The sequence below is a fragment of the Mesorhizobium australafricanum genome (assembly GCF_033977265.1).
GTDB classification, from domain to species: Bacteria; Pseudomonadota; Alphaproteobacteria; order Rhizobiales; family Rhizobiaceae; genus Mesorhizobium; species Mesorhizobium australafricanum.
The window spans coordinates 710174-726971 of sequence record NZ_JAVIIT010000001.1; the positions used below are offsets into that span (position 1 = coordinate 710174).

The following is a 16798-nucleotide window of genomic DNA, read 5'->3' on the forward strand; positions in this document are numbered from 1 at the left end:
GCCATCGCCAAGGGCTTCGCCCTGGGGAGGGTGTGATCATGAATCTCGACCTCTCTTGGATGGCGTGGACCTGGCCGACGGCCGCCTTCTTCATTGTCATTGCGCTGATGCTGTGCGGCATGGCGGCCTGGGAATATGCCTCGCCGGGCGGCAATCCGCGCATCGGCGTGCTGCGCTTCGAGACGACGCGCGGCGACCGTCTTTTCCTGTCGCTGCTCGGCAGCGCCTTCATCCATCTCGCTTGGCTGGGTTTGGTAGGACCCAACCTTTGGTGGGCTCTCGCTCTCTCCGTGGTCTACGCCATTGGCGTGTTCCGCTACGTATAGAGGGGGAAATGGTTGGGGCGGCCGCGTGCTGGCGGCCGCTCCAGATAATACTTGAAACTTCTAAACTGTGGAGGAAACCTATGCGACGGCAATTTCTAACATCAACGACCGCCCTTGCCCTATTGCTCGGGGTCGGCAATGCCTATGCGGGGATGGATGAGGCAAAAGCCTTTCTGGACAAGGAGATAGGCCCGCTGTCGACGCTTTCGCGCGCCGATCAGGAAAAGGAAATGCAGTGGTTCATCGACGCCGCCAAGCCGTTTGCCGGCATGGACATCAAGGTCGTCTCGGAGACCATCGCCACGCACCAGTATGAATCGCAGGTACTGGCTCCGGCCTTCAGCGCCATCACCGGCATCAAGGTCACGCATGACGTCATCCAGGAAGGCGACGTCGTCGAGAAAATCCAGACCCAGATGCAGACGGGACAGAACCTCTATGACGGCTGGGTCAACGACTCTGACCTCATCGGCACGCACTGGCGCTACCAGCAGGTGCGCAACCTGACCGACTGGATGGCGAATGAGGGCAAGGACGTCACCAATCCGAACCTCGACCTGAAGGACTTCATCGGCACCTCGTTCACGACGGCGCCTGACAAGAAGCTCTACCAGCTTCCCGACCAGCAATTCGCCAACCTCTACTGGTTCCGCTACGACTGGTTCAACGACGAGAAGAACAAGGCCGACTTCAAGGCCAAGTATGGCTACGACCTCGGCGTTCCCGTCAACTGGTCGGCCTATGAGGACATCGCCCAATTCTTCACCGGCCGCGAGATCGACGGCAAGAAGGTCTATGGACACATGGACTACGGCAAGAAGGACCCGTCGCTCGGCTGGCGGTTCACCGACGCCTGGCTGTCGATGGCCGGCAATGGCGACAAGGGCATTCCGAACGGTCTGCCGGTCGACGAATGGGGCATCAAGGTCGACGAGAATTCGCGTCCTGTCGGCTCCTGCACGGCGCGCGGCGGCGACACCAATGGTCCCGCGGCGGTCTATTCGATCCAGAAGTATCTCGACTGGCTGAAGGCCTACGCTCCGGCGGAAGCACAAGGCATGACCTTCTCTGAATCCGGTCCGGTGCCGGCGCAGGGCGCGGTCGCGCAACAGATCTTTTGGTACACGGCCTTCACCGCCTCGATGGTCGATGCCGGTGCCAAGGCGGTGTTGAACGACGACGGCACGCCGAAATGGCGCATGGCGCCGTCGCCGCACGGTGTGTACTGGAAGGACGGCATGAAGCTCGGCTACCAGGACGTGGGCTCCTGGACGCTGATGAAGTCGACGCCGGACGACCGCGCCAAGGCCGCCTGGCTCTATGCGCAGTTCGTCACCTCCAAGACCGTCGACGTGAAGAAGAGCCATGTCGGCCTGACCTTCATCCGCGAAAGCACGATCCACGACAAGAGCTTCACCGAGCGCGCTCCGAAGCTCGGCGGCCTGATCGAGTTCTACCGCTCGCCAGCCCGCGTCCAGTGGTCGCCTACCGGCACCAACGTACCTGACTATCCGAAGCTGGCCCAACTCTGGTGGCAGGCGATCGGCGATGCATCGTCGGGCGCCAAGACCGCACAGGAGGCGATGGACTCGCTCTGCGCCGAGCAGGAAAAGGTCATGAGCCGCATCGAGAAGTCGGGCGTCCAGGGCGATATCGGCCCAAAGATGGCCGAAGAGCACGACCTCGCCTACTGGAACGCCGACGCTGTCAAGAAGGGCAATCTCGCTCCTCAGCTCAAGATCGAGAACGAGAAGGAAAAGCCGATCACCATCAACTACGACGAACTGGTGAAGAGCTGGCAGAAGTAACTGCGTGACTTGGGCAAGTTCGCCCGTTTGGGAAATGCAGGGGAGGCGGCTTTGCCGTCTCCCCTGTTGCATAAGGTGGAGGAAGCGGAATGAGCGGTTTTGTGCTGGCCATCGACCAGGGAACGACATCGACCCGGGCGATCCTGTTCGACGACAAGATGAAAGTCGCCGGCACCGGCCAGCAGGAATTTGCGCAACATTACCCGGCCTCCGGCTGGGTCGAGCATGATCCGGAAGACATCTGGGCGAGCGTGCTTGCCACGGTGAAGGCGGCGCTGATGGCCGCTGGCCGCACGGCATCGGAGGTGGCTGCGATCGGCATCACCAACCAGCGCGAAACGGTCGTCATCTGGGACAAGGCGACCGGCAAGCCGATCCACAACGCGATCGTCTGGCAGGACAGGCGCACGGCACAGCTCTGCCAGAAGCTGAAGAAGCAGGGGCTGGAGAAGAAATTCACGAAGAAGACCGGCCTGCTGCTCGATCCCTATTTCTCCGGCACCAAGATCGCCTGGATGCTGGACAAGGTGAAGGGCGCGCGCAAGCGTGCCGAGAAAGGCGAACTGCTTGCCGGCACCGTCGACAGCTTCCTGATCTGGCGGCTGACCGCTGGCCAAGTGCACGCCACCGATGCCACCAACGCCTCGCGCACACTGGTCTACAACATCGAGAAGAATGTCTGGGACGACGAGCTGCTCTCGATCCTGAACATACCGGCTGCGATCCTGCCGCAGGTGAAAGACTGCGCCGATGATTTCGGCGTCACCGCAAAAAGCCTCTTCGGGGCCGAGATGCGGATCCTAGGCGTTGCCGGCGACCAGCATGCGGCGACGATCGGCCAGGCCTGCTTCGAACCCGGCATGATGAAATCCACTTACGGCACCGGCTGTTTCGCGCTGCTCAACACTGGCGCCGACCTAGTGCGCTCGAAGAACCGGCTGCTCACCACCATCGCCTACCGGTTGAACGGCAGGACCACCTATGCGCTGGAAGGTTCGATCTTCATCGCGGGGGCCGCCGTGCAGTGGCTGCGTGACGGCATCAAGGTGATCGGCAAGGCAGACCAGAGCGGCGCGCTGGCGGCGACTGCCGACCCGGCGCAGCAGGTCTATCTGGTGCCGGCCTTCGTCGGGCTTGGCGCGCCGCATTGGGACGCGGACGCCCGCGGCGCCATCTTCGGCCTGACGCGCAATTCAGGCCCGGCCGAGTTCGCGCGCGCAGCTCTCGAATCCGTGGCCTTCCAGACGCGCGACCTGCTCGACGCCATGCGCAAGGATTGGAAAGGCGCCTCGGCCAAGACGGTGCTTCGCGTCGACGGCGGCATGGTAGCCTCCGACTGGACCATGCAGCGGCTCGCCGACATTCTCGATGCGCCGGTCGACCGTCCGACGATCCTGGAGACGACCGCCTTGGGCGCGGCGTGGCTCGCGGGATCGAAGGCCGGCGTGTGGCCGAAGGCAAAGGAATTCGCCAAGAGCTGGGCGCTCGAACAGCGCTTCAAGCCGGAGATGGATGCCGCAACGCGCGTGGCGAAGCTGGCCGGCTGGCGCGATGCCGTGCGCAGGACTTTGAGTGCGAACTGAGATCGGAATAGAGAGAGCCCGTGCCTCGGGAGGCACGGGCTCAGTCAACGACCCTTGGGTACTGACTGGAGGCCGTCAGTAGGGCGAAACGCACTGCTGACGCGGGCCGTTGTAAGGCTGGAAGGTGTTGTCCGAGGCGCGGTATGAGCGGTAGCGGTCATAGCACCATTGGACATGCGAGTTGCCGCGATAGACACGCTTGTTCTCGCTGTTGATAATAGCGCCGGTGATCAGCGCGCCGGTGGCGAAAGCAGCAAGCGGGAACCAATAGTCGCCATGACGGCGATAGCCGTGGCGATATTCGCGATAGCCGCGATGGCCGTTCCAATACATGCCGTCATTGCGCGAGAAGCGCGGTTCACCACGCCAGTGGTTATGTCTCCAGCGCCAATCGCGCTCCGCGACCGTCTGGATGTTGGACGAAGCCGGCGAAGCCTGTGGGACGAACACCTGCGCGGCATTGGCAGGCACTGCCGCGGCGGCGGCGAACGAAACCGACAGTGTGACGGCAAGCAGGCCCGACACGATCTTTTTCATGGTTCTTCTCCTCGAAAGGATGGTTGACGTCCCTTGTGCCGGAGAAACGGGCTAGAGGTTGCAATGGTTCCCGAATGAATCTCAAACCCTTGTTATTGTAGAGGTTTCTGAAATATCCGAGGCTTTCAAAGCAGGCGGCATGGCGTGTGCCCCGTCATTCCCGGAAACCCTGGAGCGACCTCTCGGAAACCCCGTCAAGATCGGCCTCCGACGGCATCTTTTTCCGGTTGACCGGCCGCACCACTCTCCCTATGTTCCGCGCAATTTCGAGGGCGGCATTTCCGAGCCCGCGGGAGCGCGTAGCTCAGCCGGTAGAGCAACTGACTTTTAATCAGTAGGTCATGGGTTCGAATCCCATCGCGCTCACCAAATAATCCAATAAATTCAAATATTTGCGACGTATGACCTGCTGGCGCTTCAGCGTCCTGAGGTCTGAGGGGTTAAATTGAAAAGCCCGCCACTCTGAAGCAGGCCGTGCGGAAACTGGAACATTTCCCCGGTGACGACGTTTCCAGCAGCTGAATGGGCGGTTACGGGGAACCTGATGAACAAGCAACCGTGGAAGACCTCGGTCGAAATTGAGGAAGTCGAAAGCTGGCATTACGTGCGCGTCATCGAAGACGGCGTCATAAGCATCAAAAGCTTTAGGTCCAAAGGAGATGCCAACACCTTCGCCCATGGAGAACGGGCGCGGCTAGGGCTTTCGCATCTCAAAGAGTAAACGCCCGCTTTTGGATTGTTCGCGGCCTGTTCTTCCTGACTGATAACAAAGCCCAGCGCCGAAGCGGCCAGTCGCCTCAGGATTTCTTATCGCCGTTGGGATTTGGCGTGGGTGCCTCTCGACAATCTCGTGGGGGCGGATCGGCGTGGCTTGGCTCTGGCGATCCAGCCTTGTCGGAACGGACAGGCGGCTTTCTCTGGTCGGGCTTCGGTTGTGGCTCTTTGACCTTGGTCGACATACCGGGTTAACTGGAATCCCGGCGCTCTTGTTCCACAATGCCACCTGCATCCAGGCTACATTCGCGCAATTGAGGGAATGTCAGAGGCCGCTGTAGCTTTCGCACTCGCGGTCATCCATCAACTCGCCAAGCTGCCGACCGGCCTGGATCGGGCCCGCCCTCGGGACTAAAGCGCGTCGCGCTGAACCGGATTCAGGCGACGCGCTTTAAGTTTTTGTTTTGATGCATGTCGTTGTCCCAGAACCGCTGCACACTTCTGGGCGACATGCATTAGCCATCGCCGGCTAGGAGGCCTTTGTAGGGTGAAGCGCGGCTACGTCCTTCGGAGCAATAGTTCGCATTTGGAGACGACCCTACCATTAAGCGTTTTCGGGCGCCTGTGGGGAGTTCCAATGCGCACAATTCTGGCTCTGGCCGCGCTCTCGGCCTGTTTCTCCGTGTGGGATCGACTTGCAAATGACGGTCTCTACGCTGCCGCTCTGCAGCGGAACATTTTTGGGACAACGCTTCCTGGGTAGCTACGCCGGCGACTCCTAGCACGCCTACTCCCGGCTTCGTCCTTTTGGATGCGTGCCGATCATTCCAGCAAGCGCGTATGCTTATCGTCAGCCGGTGCCGTGTCTCGCCCCCGAGCCCCCGCCGGTTAGGCCCGGCGTTTGCTGGCCTCCCCCGGTCAGCCTGCCGGGCCGCTCGTTCCGTTCCGGTCGTCGTGGCAGGAGCTACCGGTTTGGCCTGTCCTCGCGCATAACATTGTAGAGGAGCAGGCCCGCCATCAACGACACGATGGCGCCTGGCATGTCCTGGCCGGTCAGCCCTGAATAATATACGAAAGCGAATGCCAACTCGGCCATGGTCCACCTTCCTTAGGATCGTCAAGGATTTCGCAGAGAGAACCGTTAGGATGCGCTAATGTTCCTGCCAGAGCGGCCAGCACTGGAGGCCAGGGCTAACGGCGGCTCCGCTTGTCTTGCGGAATGGAACTGCCGAGGCTTCGACATTGGGCCGGGGCCGACTGCGGCAACCGGAACAAAAGCTATCCCGCGGCTGTTTCCCCATCGAAGGGACCGCAATTCGGGATGCGGACAGTGGACGTACTGAACATGGAACTGGCCAGGGCCAGACTGCGCGTCAAGCGCGCAGAGATTTCGCTCAATCACGCAAAAGAAATGCTGGATGAAGAATGTGGCGTCGGCATCAATCTCGCGCTGTGCGGCCGCATAAGGTCGGAACAGAAGCGGGTGGTAGAGGCCAGAAAGCGGCTGATGAAGATCGCTGCCACCGCCTCGGCCTGACCGAGGGATATTCCCAAGACCGGCGAGACGCCGCCAGCGGCAACCTTGTCCCTCGATGGGGTCGTGGTTAAACTCGGGCCTCCGAGGGAGGCTCCAGGATGGCACTAGACCTTTCGATAGATGCTCAGGCCCCCAAGGCGGGGACGCCGCCCGGCAGATATCTCTTCGGTCCGGTCGCCGACTTCCTCATGCTCGGCGGCAGTGCGTTTGTGATCCTGCCGATCTTGTTTCTCGTGCCGCGCGACTATGAAGGCCCCTTGGCCGCGACGATGGTCGTTGTGGCCTATCTGGTGAACTATCCGCACTTCGCCCATTCCTACCAGATTTTCTACCGCAATTTCGGTCGGAAGGTACGTGGCGACGGCTATGACAGGAGCCTGCAGCTGCGCTACTTTTTCGCCGGCGTCATCGTTCCGGTGATCATGGCCCTGTTTTTTGTCTATGGCGCGGCGACGTCGAACACTCGGCTGCTCGGATTTGCGGCCAACGCCATGTTCTTCTTCGTCGGCTGGCACTACGTCAAGCAGGGCTACGGCATGCTGATGGTCGACGCCGTGCTGAAGCGCAAATTCTTCGATGGCCGGGACAAGAAAGTGCTGCTGGTCAACAGCTATGCGGTTTGGATCCTGGCCTGGCTGCAGACGAATACGGCGGTGACCCAGGGGCAGTATTACGGCCTTCAGTACTACACCTTCGCGGCGCCACCCTGGATCACCGACATTGCCGTGGTGGCGGCGGTCGGATCGACGGCGGCCACGCTTCTGATGCTGGTCAACCGCTGGCGAAGGAACGGTGGCGGCCTGCCTTACAATGGCATCGTGGCCTATGTCGCCTCGCTCTATCTATGGATCCTGATTGCCAGGATAAATCCGCTCTGGCTGCTCGTGGTGCCGGCGCTCCACTCGCTGCAATACCTGGCCGTTGTCTGGCGCTATCAGACCAATGTCGAGCGTGACGTCTCGGACGCCGCGCGGGATCCGGAGCCGAAAATACTATCCGCGCTTGGGCCTCGCTACAGGCTGCGGGTTCTCGGATTCATCATCGGGGGCGCAGCCCTTGGCTATCTCGGCTTCTCGCTTATCCCGTTCGTGCTGACCGCTATGATTCCGTATGACAAGCAGGTCCTCGGTTCCTCGCTGTTCTTCTTCATCGTGCTGATCTTCATCAACGTGCACCACTACTTCCTCGACAATGTCATGTGGCGTCGCGGCAATCCGGAAGTGTCCAAATATCTGTTCCGGTAGCGAAGTCTGAACCTGCGCGCGACGCCGCAGGTTCACGCGATCAGCGACACATTGCCGCCAGCGTGGCGCTCCAACCTTCCGGCGAGGTCGAGTTCCAAAAGCACCATCGCAATCTGCGCGGCGCTTAATCCCGTGTGGCGGATGATATCGTCCACCGCGATCGGCGTGGGCCCAAGCGCTTCCAGCACATCGGCGCGCTCGCTTTCGGCGGGCGGCGGCATGGCGGATATGTCGGGCGCCTCGGCAAGCGGCACGGTTCTCGGGCGACGGGTGCCGGCAAGCGGCGCCAGCGCGCCGAGCACATCGGCGGCTTCGGTGACGAGCGTGACGCCGTCCTTGAGCAGCGCATTGCACCCGGCGGCGCGCGGATCGAGGGGCGAGCCCGGCACGGCGAAGACCAGCCGACCCATTTCGTTGGCGAGGCGGGCGCTGATCAGCGAGCCGGAGCGCTGTGCCGCCTCGACCACCACCAACCCCAGGGCCATGCCGGCGACCAGGCGGTTGCGGCGTGGAAAATCCTGGGCGCGAGGCTGCCAGCCGAACGGCATCTCCGAAACGATGGCGCCGCCACGATCGGCGATCTCGTCGCACAGGCCGGCATTTTCGGGCGGGTAGGGGACATCCAGCCCGCCGGCCAGCACGCCGACCGTGCCGGTCGAAACGCTGCCCTTATGCGCGGCCGTGTCGATCCCGCGCGCCAGGCCGGAGACGATGGCGTAGCCGTCGCGGCCAAGATCGGCCGCCAGCATGCGCGCCATCTTGATGCCGGCAAGCGAGGCGTTGCGGGCGCCGACAATGGCCACCGCCGGCAAACGGAAGACCGCGCCTTCGCCTTTCACCGCGAGCAGCGGCGGCGGGTTGTCGAGGGTCTTCAGCAATGGCGGGTAGCAGGCTTCCCCGATACCGACGAAGCGGGCGCCGGCACGTCGGGCGGCCTCCAGTTCCGCTTCGGCTTCGGCGACCGAGGGAATTCGCACGATACGATTGGCGCCGCCCGAGATCATCAGCTCGGGCAGCATTTCGAGCGCGGCTTCCGCCGAGCCGAAGCGGTTGATCAACTCGCGAAATGAGGCCGGGCCGACATTGGGCGTGCGGATCAGGCGAAGCCAGGCAAGCCGCTGCCGGCCGCTGAGCCGCGGGCCGGCGGCCGGCGCGGTCATCCCTTCGCCCCGATCTTGCCCTCGGAGCCAGCGAGCAGCCGCGAGATGTTGGCGCGATGCTTGACGATGACGATCAGGCTCATCATCGCGAACAGGCCGGCGATCTGCGGCGCGGCGATGAAATAAAGCGCGATCGGCACGATCACCGCCGCGGTCAGCGCGGCCAGCGAGGAGTAGCGGAACAGGAAGGCCATCGCGAGCCAGACGACGGCGAAGACCAGCGCGCCTTGCCAGGCAAGCCCGAGCAGCACGCCGAGATAAGTTGCGACGCCCTTGCCGCCCTTGAAGCCGAGCCACACCGGGAAGAGATGGCCGAGAAAGGCGCCGAAGCCTGCCAGAAGCCCGAAGTCGGGCGAAAAATGCCCGGCGATCAAGACGGCGGCCGTGCCTTTCAGCGCATCGAGCAGCAGGGTGGCGGCGGCAAGGCCCTTGTTTCCAGTGCGCAGAACATTGGTCGCGCCGATATTGCCGGAGCCGATGTTGCGGACGTCGCCGAGTCCGGCCGCGCGAGTGATCAAGAGTCCAAACGGGATCGAGCCGAGCAGATAGCCGAAGACGAGCGCGATCGCGTAACCCATTGTTTCCCCCATATTTCCTGTCGCTTCGGTTGCTCGCTCTAGGATTGAGATACTTTGGTCGATGCAACCATGATTTGCAAGAGCTAGCCCTGCTCGGGCATCAGTTGGTCATAATGGTAGAGTCGGGAGGGTTCGCCAAGCAACTCTGTGCGGGCAGGTTCGGCAGGGCTCAAAGCGCTGGGTGATTTATGCCGAAAACACTGTGCGGCCCGCCACCATCGTTTGCAAGACCTTGCCCTGCAGGCGCGCGCCTTCGAAACAGGTGTTCTTGGAACGCGAGCGCAGTCCGCTTTCGCTGACGATCCACGGCTCGTCGAGATCGACCACGGCGAGATCGGCCGGCGCGCCCGGCTTCAGCGTGCCACCCGGCAGGCCGAACAGCCTTGCCGGCGCCGTGGACAGCGTCTCGATCAGCCTTAGCAGCGGCACGTCGCCATTGTGGTAAAGCCGAAGTGCCGCGCCAAGCAGCGTCTCCAGCCCGATTGCGCCGGCGGCGGCGTCGGCGAAGGGCAGGCGCTTGGTGTCGACGTCCTGCGGGTCGTGCGAGGAGACGATGATGTCTACAGTGCCGTCCTTGATTGCTTCGATCATCGCCAGCCGGTCGTCCTCGGCGCGCAGGGGCGGGGTCAGCCGGAAGAAGGTGCGGTATTCGCCGACATCGTTCTCGTTGAGCGACAAATTGTGGATGGCGACGCCGGCCGTGACATTGGCGCCATCCGTCTTTGCCCGATTCACCGCACCGGCCGCCATGCCAGACGAGATCTTGGCGGCGTGATAGGTGCCGCCGGTCAGCCGTGCCAACGCCAGGTCGCGTTCAAGCGGGATGAGCTCCGCCTCGCGCGGAACGCCCGACAGGCCGAGCCAGCTTGCGTAAAGGCCTTCGTTCATCACGCCGGACGAGGCGAGGTCGGCGTCCTGGGTTTCGTGCGCGATGACGCCGCCGAAATCGCGCGCGTAGGTGAGCGCGCGGCGCATCACCAGCGCATTGGCGATCGTGTGGCGGCCGTCGGTGTAGGCGACGGCGCCTGCCTCGCGCAGCAGGCCGAATTCAGTCATCTCGCGGCCTTCGAGGCCCTTGGTGATCGCAGCGGCGGGGAAGATGTTGACGCTTGCCGTGTCTCTGGCGGTGCGCAGCACGAATTCGACCAGGGCCACATTGTCGATCACCGGATCGGTGTCGGGCATCATGACGACGGAAGTGACGCCGCCCGCCGCCGCCGCGACGCTTGCCGAAGCGATGGTTTCGCGATGCTCGCCGCCGGGCTCGCCGATGAAGACGCGCGCGTCGACAAGGCCCGGAACGATTGTCTTGCCGGCGCAGTCGACGACCGTGGCGCCTTCCGGCACGCCCTGGTTCAATGCGGCCTTTCCGGCCGCAACGATCTTGCGACCGTCGACAATGACGCTGCCGATCTCGTCGACGCCCCGCGACGGGTCGACAATGTGCGCCTTGCTGAAGACGGTCACGCTCATGCGCCGCGCCCCTCATGATTGCGGCGCGGGTCCAGCAGCGCTTCCATGACCGCCATGCGCACGGCCACACCCATCTCCACCTGCTCCTGGATGACGCTTTGCGGTCCGTCGGCGATTTCGGAGGCAATCTCGACGCCACGGTTCATCGGGCCGGGATGCATGACCAGCGCATCGTCCTTGGCGGCCTTCAGCTTTTCGGCATCCAGGCCGAAATAGTGGAAATATTCGCGGATCGACGGCACGAAGGCGCCCTCCATGCGCTCGCGTTGCAGGCGCAGCATCATGACGACATCGGCATCCTTCAGCCCCTCGGCCATCGAGCGCGCGACGATCACGCCCATCCTGTCGATCCCGGACGGCAGCAGTGTCGAGGGCGCGACGACACGCACCTGCGCGCCAAGCGCATTCAAGAGCATGATGTTGGAGCGGGCGACGCGCGAATGCAGGATGTCGCCGCAGATCGCTACGATCAGCTTCGACAGCGGCCCCTTGGCGCGGCGGATGGTCAGTGCGTCGAGCAGCGCCTGCGTCGGATGTTCATGCGCGCCGTCGCCGGCATTGACCACCGAGCAGCCGACCTTCTGGGCCAAAAGGGCTGCCGCCCCGGCCGACTGGTGGCGGATGATCAGGATGTCCGGCCGCATGGCGTTGAGGGTCATCGCCGTATCGATCAGCGTCTCTCCCTTCTTCACCGAGGAGCTTGCCACCGACATGTTCATGACGTCGGCGCCAAGCCTTTTCCCGGCCAACTCGAAGGACGACTGCGTGCGCGTCGAAGCCTCGTAGAAGAGGTTGATCTGGGTGCGGCCGCGTAGCGTGGAGGTCTTCTTTTCCGGCTGGCGCGAGATCGCCACGGCCCGGTCGGCGCGATCGAGCAACAGCTCGATGTCGGCGGGGGAAAGATCGCGGATGCCCAGAAGATGGCGGTGGGGAAAGAGCGGCAGGGACGAAGCGTCGGTCATCTCAAGGCGCTGCTATAGGGTGCCGCCCGACCAGCCGCAAGCGCCAGCTTTGGATTGCGCGCGTTCTCCCCGGTATTTTCGTCGCGCGCCTTCCATGGCTTGGGCTATAAGGCCCAGAGGCTTCGGATTCGCGACCGCGGCCTTGAAAATGGCAAGGACCTCTCGGCCAACTGGGATTGGGCAACTGAAGGATTGGGCGTGACCGACGAGGTGATCAACCAGCCGCCGCCGTTGACGGGCGGCAATGCATGGCGGGGCGATCCGTTGCTCATCCAGCTCGCCGAGCGTTTTTCCGACCCTGTGCGAAAGGATCTCGACGGGCTTGGCCGGTTCGTGATGACGCCGGAGGCGCAGGAACTCGCCCGCCTTGCCAATACCGACACGCCGAAATTGAGGACGCATGACCGCCAGGGCCGCCGCCTCGACCTGGTCGAGTACCATCCGGCCTATCACGCCCTGATGCGCCGCTCGGTCGCCGGCGGCCTGCATTCCTCGGTGTGGGAAAACGGCGATGCCGAGATCGGCCGCCGCCATCAGGTGAGGGCGGCGCGCTTTTACCTGACGGCAGAACTCGAGACCGGGCACCTTTGCCCTATCACCATGACCAGCGCCTCGCTGGCGGCCTTGATGGCAAGCCCGAAACTTTTCCGCGAATGGGCGCCGCGCGTGACGACGCGTAAATACGACCAGACGCAGAAGCCGCCGGTGCAGAAGACCGGTCTGACGCTCGGCATGGGCATGACGGAAAAGCAGGGCGGCACCGATGTGCGCGCCAACACCACCCGCGCCGAGCGTACCGGCAGTGGCTTTTACCGGTTGACCGGCCACAAATGGTTCATGTCGGCGCCGATGTCGGATGCCTTCCTGGTGCTCGGTCAGGCACCGGAGGGCCTGTCCTGTTTCCTGGTCCCGCGCATCCTGGGCGACGGTTCCGGCAACGGCTTCCGCTTCCAGCGGCTGAAAGACAAGCTCGGCAACCGCTCGAACGCCTCGTCGGAGGTGGAGTTCGTCAACGCGATCGGCGAGATGGTCGGTGACCCCGGCGCCGGCGTCAAGACGATCATGGACATGGTGACGCTGACCAGGCTCGATTGCGCGGTCGCTTCATCGGCGCTGATGCGGGCGGGGCTCGCCGAGGCCATTCACCACACACGCCATCGCCAGGTGTTCGGTTCAAACCTGATCGACCAGCCGCTGATGCAGCGGGTTCTGGCGGACATGGCCCTCGACGTCGCCGCGGCGACGGCGCTGTCCTTCCGGCTGGCGCGCTCTTTCGACGAGGCGGCAAGCGATCGCGGCGAGGCGGCCTTTGCCCGCGCCATGACGCCGGTCGTCAAATACTGGGTCTGCAAGATCGCACCGCAGCTGCTTTACGAGGCGATGGAATGCCTTGGCGGCAACGGCTATGTCGAGGAAGCGCCGCTTGCCCGCTACTACCGCGAGGCGCCGGTCAACGCGATCTGGGAAGGCTCGGGCAATGTCATGGCGCTCGACGTGCTGCGCGTGCTAGGCCGCGCGCCCGGCCTGTTCGAGGAGGTGCTGGCCGGCATCGACCGCGACCTCGGCACCGGCGGGCGCGGCACCATCGGCGTGCTCAACGCGGCTATGCAGGTGGCGGCGACCGACCAGGGTTCGGCGCGGCTGCTCACCGAACAACTGGCGCTGTCGGCTGCCGCGGCGGAGCTTCGCAGGCTGGGGGCAGGGCGGATCGCCGATGCCTTCGTCGAGACACGCCTCGGCGGACAGTGGCGCACCACCTACGGCATGCTCGATTCGCGCCACGACGCGCGCATGATCATCGACACGCTTTATCCGCCGGTGACCTGATCCGGCTCCAAATCATAGAGCATGATGTCATCCGAAAACCGCTTCACACTTTTCGGCATCATGCTCCAAGGCCGGATTGCCGGCCTGTGGATGGCCGTTAACCTTAACGAATGGTTTCCATTGCGGCGGGCCTTTGCAAAGCCCAATCTCTGCTTGCTGGAGTAGGGAAAGGTTAACCATGACCTCCCGGTCTCCGCGAAGCGGGAAGCGCATGCGGCACGTGTTAAGCTCAGTTCTGGCCTTGCATTGGGCGGTGGTTTTCGCCCTGCTTGCCTATATCTGCATGGACGGCAGCCGCGGCATAGCGACCGCGCTTGGCGTGCTTGGCCTCTCCATCGAGGGCAGCCGGTATCCCGAGTTTGAAAATATTGCCGTGGTGGCGCCGCTCTCGATCGCGCTCCTGACCGTCGCGGTGCTGTTCTGCTGGACCTTCGTCGAAACGCTGCTGAACGCGGCGGCAAGGCCGGACGCGGGCGAGAGCGTGGCGCGGATTGCCTTCATCTGCGCATCTTTCCTGCTTTCGCTGATCCTCATCGGCGGCGTGGCGCAAGGTATCGACGGCCTGTTCATGATCGTCGCCATCCAGATGACGGCGCTGCTTGCCTCCTATGTCGCGGTGCTGACCGAACGCCGCTTTGCCTTCGCTGCGATGAATTTACACGAGGGCGATGTTCGCGCCGCCTCGCGCATGGCGATGGGCGCCGCGCACAGCTCACTTCTTTCCCGCATATCCGGCCGCCCGGAAAACAATCCTGGAGGCGGCCGCTGATGCGCACGATATTCACACTCTGGGCGGCTCCGATGGCCATCTTCTGGGGATGGTTCTTCCTGTCGGCCAACGACATGAATTTCGGCTACGCAATGCTGAGCCGACAGGTGCACGATTTCGCTTTCCAGCTCTACGGCCAGATGCTCGGGATCGATCCGGCTATCATCCCGGGCATGGTGGCGCGGACCTGCATTTTTGACTTTTTCCTGCTGATGGGACTTTGGGCCTTCCGCCGCCGGCGCGAAATCGCCGAATTGATCAAGCAGCGCCGGCAAGGCGCGATCAGCGAAGATCGCCTCGGCCGAGCGACTGAAGCCGGTCCAACGCTCCCTGCAGAATAAAGGCGGCAGCCGCCGAATCGATCTTCCCGGCGCGCTTCTTGCGCGAGAAATCCATCTCGATCAGCGTGCGTTCCGCTGCCACCGTCGACAGCCGCTCGTCCCACAGCACGAAGGGCAAGTCGGAAAGCGTCGCCATGTTGCGTGCGAAGGCGCGGGATTTTTGCGCACGAGGCCCTTCCGAACCGTCCATGTTGACCGGAAGACCTAGCACGATGGCGCCGACATTGTCCTTCTCGAGCTGAGCGAGCAACTGGGCGGCATCGAGCGAAAACTTCTTGCGCAAGATGACCGGGCGCGGGTGGGCGAAAGAAAGTCCGCGATCTGAAACGGCCACGCCGATCGTCTTGTCGCCAAGGTCGAGCCCGGCGAGCGTGCGGCGGCCGGCAAGCCGTGCCGGCAATTCCTCGATTGAAATAACGGCCACCGGCTTCCCCTGACATCCGGGCGCCACACAACCTTTTGACGGTGGGGAGCGCCGCGCTACTTTCAATTTGTCGCCAGCGTTCTATCTTCCGGCAACGGAAAAATCGAGGAAAGCATTCATGAAACTGACCTGGTACGGACATTCGGCATTCCGCGTCGAGACCAAGGACGCCACCATCCTCATCGACCCCTATCTGGTCGGCAATCCGTCTTGGACGGGCGGCTGGGAAGAGCCGGCGGAAGGCGTCACGCATATCCTTCTGACCCATGGCCACAACGACCATGTCAGCGGCGCGGTCGAAGTGCAGAAGAAAAGCGGCGCCATGCTGGTCGCCAATTTCGAGATCTGCATGTATCTCGTCGGCCAGGGTGTCAGCGGCGACAAGATCAATCCGGGCAATATCGGTGGCACCGTCGATTGCGGGCCGTTCACCACGACCTTCGTCCAGGCGCTGCACTCGTCCTCTTTCGGGGGCGAAGGCGGTACCAACACCTATCTCGGCAATCCGGGCGGGCTCGTCCTGCACTTCCCGGAGGACAAGACCCTCTACCACATGGGCGACACCGACATCTTCTCCGACATGGGGCTGATCAACGAACTGCACGAGCCGAAGATCGGCATCGTGCCGATCGGCGACCGCTTCACCATGGGCGGTGCGGTGGCGGCCCTTGCCTGCCGCCGCTTTTTCGGCTTCGATACCGTCGTTCCCTGCCATTTCGGCACCTTCTCGATGATCGACCAGACCGCCGACAAGTTCGTCGCCGGCATGGAAGGCTCGGGCGTCAAGGTGGCGCTGCCGGAGATCGGCAAGGCGATCACGCTCTAGCCCTCGGCAAGCGTCTGACCTCACGGCTGGGATGCGATCAAGGCATGCCCGCGACATCGTGGCCCAGCCATTGCCGCGATCACATTCTCGACCGGAGCGGCGTGCTGGCGACCGGCAGACAGGCCGCCAGCATAGCCGGCCGATGCGAACGGGGTTTTTTGCCTCACGGCGGGTAATCCGCGACGTCCCAGCTTGGAGCGCAATACCGAAACGCCTGGCCAGTCGGCTCGGCCGATCATCCAAGGCGATACAGCATCGACAGTTATTCGTTTCGATGCCGCAGTTGATCAAGGTTAATACCCGCATAAGTCGTAGGAATGAGCGCGACCAAAACGGGTCCATCACTAACGATCGCTGAATATCTCTGGATGATAGACGCCATGAATCTGCCGTTTTGCGGCATGACGACATCGCCACTGGAATTTCAACCTTTGGCAGTGGAGCCATTGGTTGAGATCAATTATTCTGAACGAGAGATATTTGTATTTGATTTGAGGATAATATGGCATTCGAGTAGGTGGGCGTCCGGCGGGCTCCGAACTTTGAAGGAAATCCGATGACACTCCACTACACTGCCGGATCCGGTGGACTGGCCACGGATGTTGCAACCGCAGGATTCAATCTGATCGATGTCCAATCCGTCGATCAACTGAATGCGTTGCCGGCCGGCACTAAGGGCCTCGTCTACC

The 16798-nt window shown here is 62.8% G+C and carries 17 protein-coding genes and 1 tRNA gene; 11 read left to right on the forward strand and 7 right to left on the reverse strand.

From position 1 onward, the window contains the following. Nucleotides 1-38: 38 nt before the first annotated feature. The 3 genes from RFM98_RS03470 to glpK all read left to right on the forward strand — a co-directional run bounded on the left by RFM98_RS03470 (nucleotide 39) and on the right by glpK (nucleotide 3717). A complete protein-coding gene (locus tag RFM98_RS03470; RefSeq protein ID WP_320307505.1) occupies nucleotides 39-326 on the forward strand; it encodes a DUF2160 domain-containing protein in 288 nt (95 codons plus the stop codon). Between the two features lie 80 nt (nucleotides 327-406). Then, nucleotides 407-2134 (forward strand): ABC transporter substrate-binding protein, encoded by a 1728-nt coding sequence (locus tag RFM98_RS03475; protein ID WP_320307506.1) that lies wholly within the window; start codon nucleotides 407-409, stop codon nucleotides 2132-2134. 89 nt (nucleotides 2135-2223) lie between these two features. Further along, nucleotides 2224-3717 (forward strand): glycerol kinase GlpK, encoded by a 1494-nt coding sequence (glpK, locus tag RFM98_RS03480; protein ID WP_320307507.1) that lies wholly within the window; start codon nucleotides 2224-2226, stop codon nucleotides 3715-3717. A gap of 75 nt (nucleotides 3718-3792) precedes the next feature. Here the strand turns inward: glpK and RFM98_RS03485 are convergent, their stop codons facing one another. Further along, complete coding sequence (locus tag RFM98_RS03485) at nucleotides 3793-4254, reverse strand: BA14K family protein (protein WP_320307508.1); 462 nt, start codon at nucleotides 4252-4254, stop codon at nucleotides 3793-3795. Nucleotides 4255-4547: 293 nt separating this feature from the next. Here RFM98_RS03485 and RFM98_RS03490 point away from each other — a divergent pair. Beyond that, nucleotides 4548-4623, forward strand: a tRNA-Lys gene (locus tag RFM98_RS03490). A 175-nt stretch (nucleotides 4624-4798) separates the two neighbouring features. Further along, nucleotides 4799-4975, forward strand: coding sequence for a hypothetical protein (locus RFM98_RS03495; protein ID WP_320307509.1), 177 nt, complete (start codon nucleotides 4799-4801; stop codon nucleotides 4973-4975). A 957-nt stretch (nucleotides 4976-5932) separates the two neighbouring features. Here the strand turns inward: RFM98_RS03495 and RFM98_RS03500 are convergent. Beyond that, the gene (locus RFM98_RS03500) at nucleotides 5933-6064 is read right to left on the reverse strand and encodes a hypothetical protein (RefSeq protein WP_320307510.1); all 132 of its coding nucleotides are present in this window, start codon (nucleotides 6062-6064) and stop codon (nucleotides 5933-5935) included. A 249-nt stretch (nucleotides 6065-6313) separates the two neighbouring features. Here RFM98_RS03500 and RFM98_RS03505 point away from each other — a divergent pair, with 249 nt between their 5' ends. Beyond that, nucleotides 6314-6505, forward strand: a complete 192-nt coding sequence (locus RFM98_RS03505; protein WP_320307511.1) for a hypothetical protein — start codon at nucleotides 6314-6316, stop codon at nucleotides 6503-6505. 98 nt (nucleotides 6506-6603) lie between these two features. Continuing rightward, nucleotides 6604-7749 carry a hypothetical protein gene (locus RFM98_RS03510; protein ID WP_320307512.1) on the forward strand — a complete coding sequence of 382 codons (1146 nt, stop codon included), beginning with the start codon at nucleotides 6604-6606 and terminating at the stop codon, nucleotides 7747-7749. A 32-nt stretch (nucleotides 7750-7781) separates the two neighbouring features. Here the strand turns inward: RFM98_RS03510 and dprA are convergent, their stop codons facing one another. The 4 genes from dprA to RFM98_RS03530 all read right to left on the reverse strand — a co-directional run bounded on the left by dprA (nucleotide 7782) and on the right by RFM98_RS03530 (nucleotide 11922). After that, nucleotides 7782-8909, reverse strand: a complete 1128-nt coding sequence (dprA, locus tag RFM98_RS03515; RefSeq protein WP_320307513.1) for a DNA-processing protein DprA — start codon at nucleotides 8907-8909, stop codon at nucleotides 7782-7784. Further along, the gene (plsY, locus tag RFM98_RS03520) at nucleotides 8906-9487 is read right to left on the reverse strand and encodes a glycerol-3-phosphate 1-O-acyltransferase PlsY (protein WP_320307514.1); all 582 of its coding nucleotides are present in this window, start codon (nucleotides 9485-9487) and stop codon (nucleotides 8906-8908) included. Before plsY ends, dprA begins: the two co-directional genes overlap by 4 nt. A 186-nt stretch (nucleotides 9488-9673) precedes the next feature. Next, nucleotides 9674-10960, reverse strand: a complete 1287-nt coding sequence (locus RFM98_RS03525) for a dihydroorotase (RefSeq protein ID WP_320307515.1) — start codon at nucleotides 10958-10960, stop codon at nucleotides 9674-9676. Continuing rightward, on the reverse strand, nucleotides 10957-11922 hold the full coding sequence (locus RFM98_RS03530) for an aspartate carbamoyltransferase catalytic subunit (protein ID WP_320307516.1): 966 nt from the start codon (nucleotides 11920-11922) through the stop codon (nucleotides 10957-10959). The genes RFM98_RS03525 and RFM98_RS03530 overlap by 4 nt, the downstream gene beginning before the upstream one ends. A gap of 198 nt (nucleotides 11923-12120) precedes the next feature. Between RFM98_RS03530 and RFM98_RS03535 the strand changes: the two genes are divergently transcribed. From RFM98_RS03535 to RFM98_RS03545, 3 genes are all read left to right on the forward strand, one after another. Beyond that, complete coding sequence (locus tag RFM98_RS03535) at nucleotides 12121-13749, forward strand: DNA alkylation response protein (RefSeq protein WP_320307517.1); 1629 nt, start codon at nucleotides 12121-12123, stop codon at nucleotides 13747-13749. A 211-nt stretch (nucleotides 13750-13960) separates the two neighbouring features. After that, nucleotides 13961-14518, forward strand: a complete 558-nt coding sequence (locus RFM98_RS03540) for a hypothetical protein (protein WP_320307518.1) — start codon at nucleotides 13961-13963, stop codon at nucleotides 14516-14518. Continuing rightward, a complete protein-coding gene (locus RFM98_RS03545) occupies nucleotides 14518-14859 on the forward strand; it encodes a DUF6105 family protein (RefSeq protein ID WP_320307519.1) in 342 nt (113 codons plus the stop codon). Before RFM98_RS03540 ends, RFM98_RS03545 begins: the two co-directional genes overlap by 1 nt. Here RFM98_RS03545 and ruvX read toward each other — a convergent pair. Then, nucleotides 14801-15283 (reverse strand): Holliday junction resolvase RuvX, encoded by a 483-nt coding sequence (ruvX, locus tag RFM98_RS03550; protein ID WP_320307520.1) that lies wholly within the window; start codon nucleotides 15281-15283, stop codon nucleotides 14801-14803. The genes RFM98_RS03545 and ruvX overlap by 59 nt on opposite strands. Before the next feature lie 118 nt (nucleotides 15284-15401). On the opposite strand from ruvX, the gene RFM98_RS03555 reads away from it, so the two are divergent. Continuing rightward, nucleotides 15402-16109, forward strand: a complete 708-nt coding sequence (locus tag RFM98_RS03555) for a metal-dependent hydrolase (protein ID WP_320307521.1) — start codon at nucleotides 15402-15404, stop codon at nucleotides 16107-16109. Nucleotides 16110-16798: the final 689 nt, after the last annotated feature.